Source organism: Endozoicomonas sp. ONNA2, from assembly GCF_024606365.1.
Lineage (GTDB): Bacteria > Pseudomonadota > Gammaproteobacteria > Pseudomonadales > Endozoicomonadaceae > Endozoicomonas.
In genome coordinates this window covers 1-1,890 of record NZ_JAHHPO010000965.1, presented here as the reverse complement: position 1 = coordinate 1,890, position 1,890 = coordinate 1, and the positions used below count along the sequence as shown (strand labels likewise).

General features: G+C 46.3%; 1 protein-coding gene. It reads left to right on the top strand.

Annotated elements, in window-relative coordinates; all coding sequences use genetic code 11:
* The first annotated feature begins 410 nt into the window (after positions 1–410).
* Positions 411–1,820, top strand: coding sequence for a YfcC family protein (locus KDK14_RS17080; RefSeq protein ID WP_257266390.1), 1,410 nt, complete (start codon positions 411–413; stop codon positions 1,818–1,820).
* Positions 1,821–1,890: the final 70 nt, after the last annotated feature.

The following is a 1,890-nucleotide window of genomic DNA, read 5'->3' as shown; positions in this document are numbered from 1 at the left end:
GATGATTGCGGTGGAGCATCTGAATATGCGGAAGTTATTTACAGACAATTCCTAAACAGGGAAAGAAGAGGGGTGAGGAAGGGGGGGATAAACCTTGTCATAGCTCCTAAGAGTACTGGAGTGCGGAGTGTATAGTGATTGACCTCGCATTCTATAAGTAGTTTTACTTATTTTTGTGACTGACGGTTTGTTTGCCTTGAATAATCTATACTTTTTACGAGTTCAAATAGGTTGTTTCTTTCATCACACAATCACAGCTGCATGATTGTTGTCGTATAAGCGTTTGGTTTTATTCACTGTCTATGCGGTATTCCTGTGGATGGGGCTCACGTTCTTTGTCGTGTGGTATCCATCACAAGTGGGAATATCTCATTCTTGCTGGTTAGTTATTCTTCTTGGGTGGTTTGATTATGAAGGTGTTCAGGTTTCCATCTGCGTACAGTATTTTGTTCCTGATTATCGTATTTATGGCAATTCAGACGTGGATTATTCCGGCAGGCAAGTATCAGGTTGAAACCAATGAGGCTTTGGGGCGAGAGGTACCTATTGCCGGTACGTATGGTGAGGTAGATAGCAATCCCCAGGGGGTTAAGGAAATCCTGCTTGCACCAATATCGGGCTTTTACGATCCGGACACTTACCTGGCGAACGGTATTGATGTCGCCTTTTTTATTTTGATCATTGGTGGCTTTCTGGCGGTGGTGACTAAAACAGGCGCCATTGATTCAGGCATCGCCAAGGTGACAGCGGCATTGAAGGGGCGAGAACAATTATTGATTCCCATATTAATGTTTCTGTTCTCTCTGGGCGGGACTATCTATGGAATGGCAGAAGAAAGCCTTGCGTTTTATCCATTGATTTTACCTGTAATGATTGCCGCCGGTTATGATTCGGTGACGGCAGTTTCTGTGATTCTGGTTGGCGCAGGCCTGGGCACGCTGGGCTCTACCGTTAATCCTTTCGCCACGGTCATTGCGTCTGATGCAGCGGGTATCAGCTTTACTTCGGGAATAACGTTACGCCTTGTTATCTACGTTCTTGGGCTGGGTATTTGTATTGCCTATGTGATGCGTTACGCCGCAAAGGTGAAAGCTGATCCGACATGTTCCATTGTGGCGGAAATGCATGAGTCTAACCGTGAGCATTTCCTGTCTCAGCGAGATGAAACGATTTCCTCTGAGTTAACAGGATCGCAGAAAATAATTTTGTTGCTGTTTCTTGTTGCGTTTGGCGTGATGATCTACGGGGTATCGGTTGCCGGCTGGTGGATGGCCCAGATGTCTGCCCTCTTTCTGGTGGCATCAATAGCAACAGCGTTTATCGCCAGGATGAGTGAACAAGAGTTCACCAATACATTTGTGGATGGTGCGAGAGATTTGCTGGGTGTGGCATTAGTGATAGGTATCGCCCGGGGTATCGTTACCATAATGAATGACGGGATGATTACTGATACGCTCCTTTACTGGTCTGAGCAGGCTGTTAGTGGTCTGTCGTCTGTTATGTTTATCAATGTGATGTACTGGATTGAGATTGTTCTCTCCTTTTTTGTACCTTCCAGCTCCGGGTTGGCGGTGCTTTCCATGCCTATTATGGCCCCGCTGGCCGAATTTTCCGGAGTGGGCAGGGATCTGGTGGTGACTGCTTATCAATCAGCCAGCGGCATTGTGAATTTTATTACACCCACTTCCGGGGTCGTCATGGGGGCTCTTGCTATAGGGCGAGTGCCTTATGAGCGCTGGCTGAAATTTATATGGCCACTGTTGCTTATTATCACTGTTTTTCTGACGATTGCACTCAGTGCAGGTACAATGTTTGAGTAGTTTTTAAATACAACCTTCGTAACTATTCTGTGAACCCAGCCAAACCAGCCCACCAAGCTGGTAAGGAATA

Coding starts and splice junctions, on each gene's coding strand:
- KDK14_RS17080 (WP_257266390.1), top strand. CDS start 411: ATGAAGGTGTTCAGGTTTCCATCTGCGTACAGTATTTTGTTCCTGATT.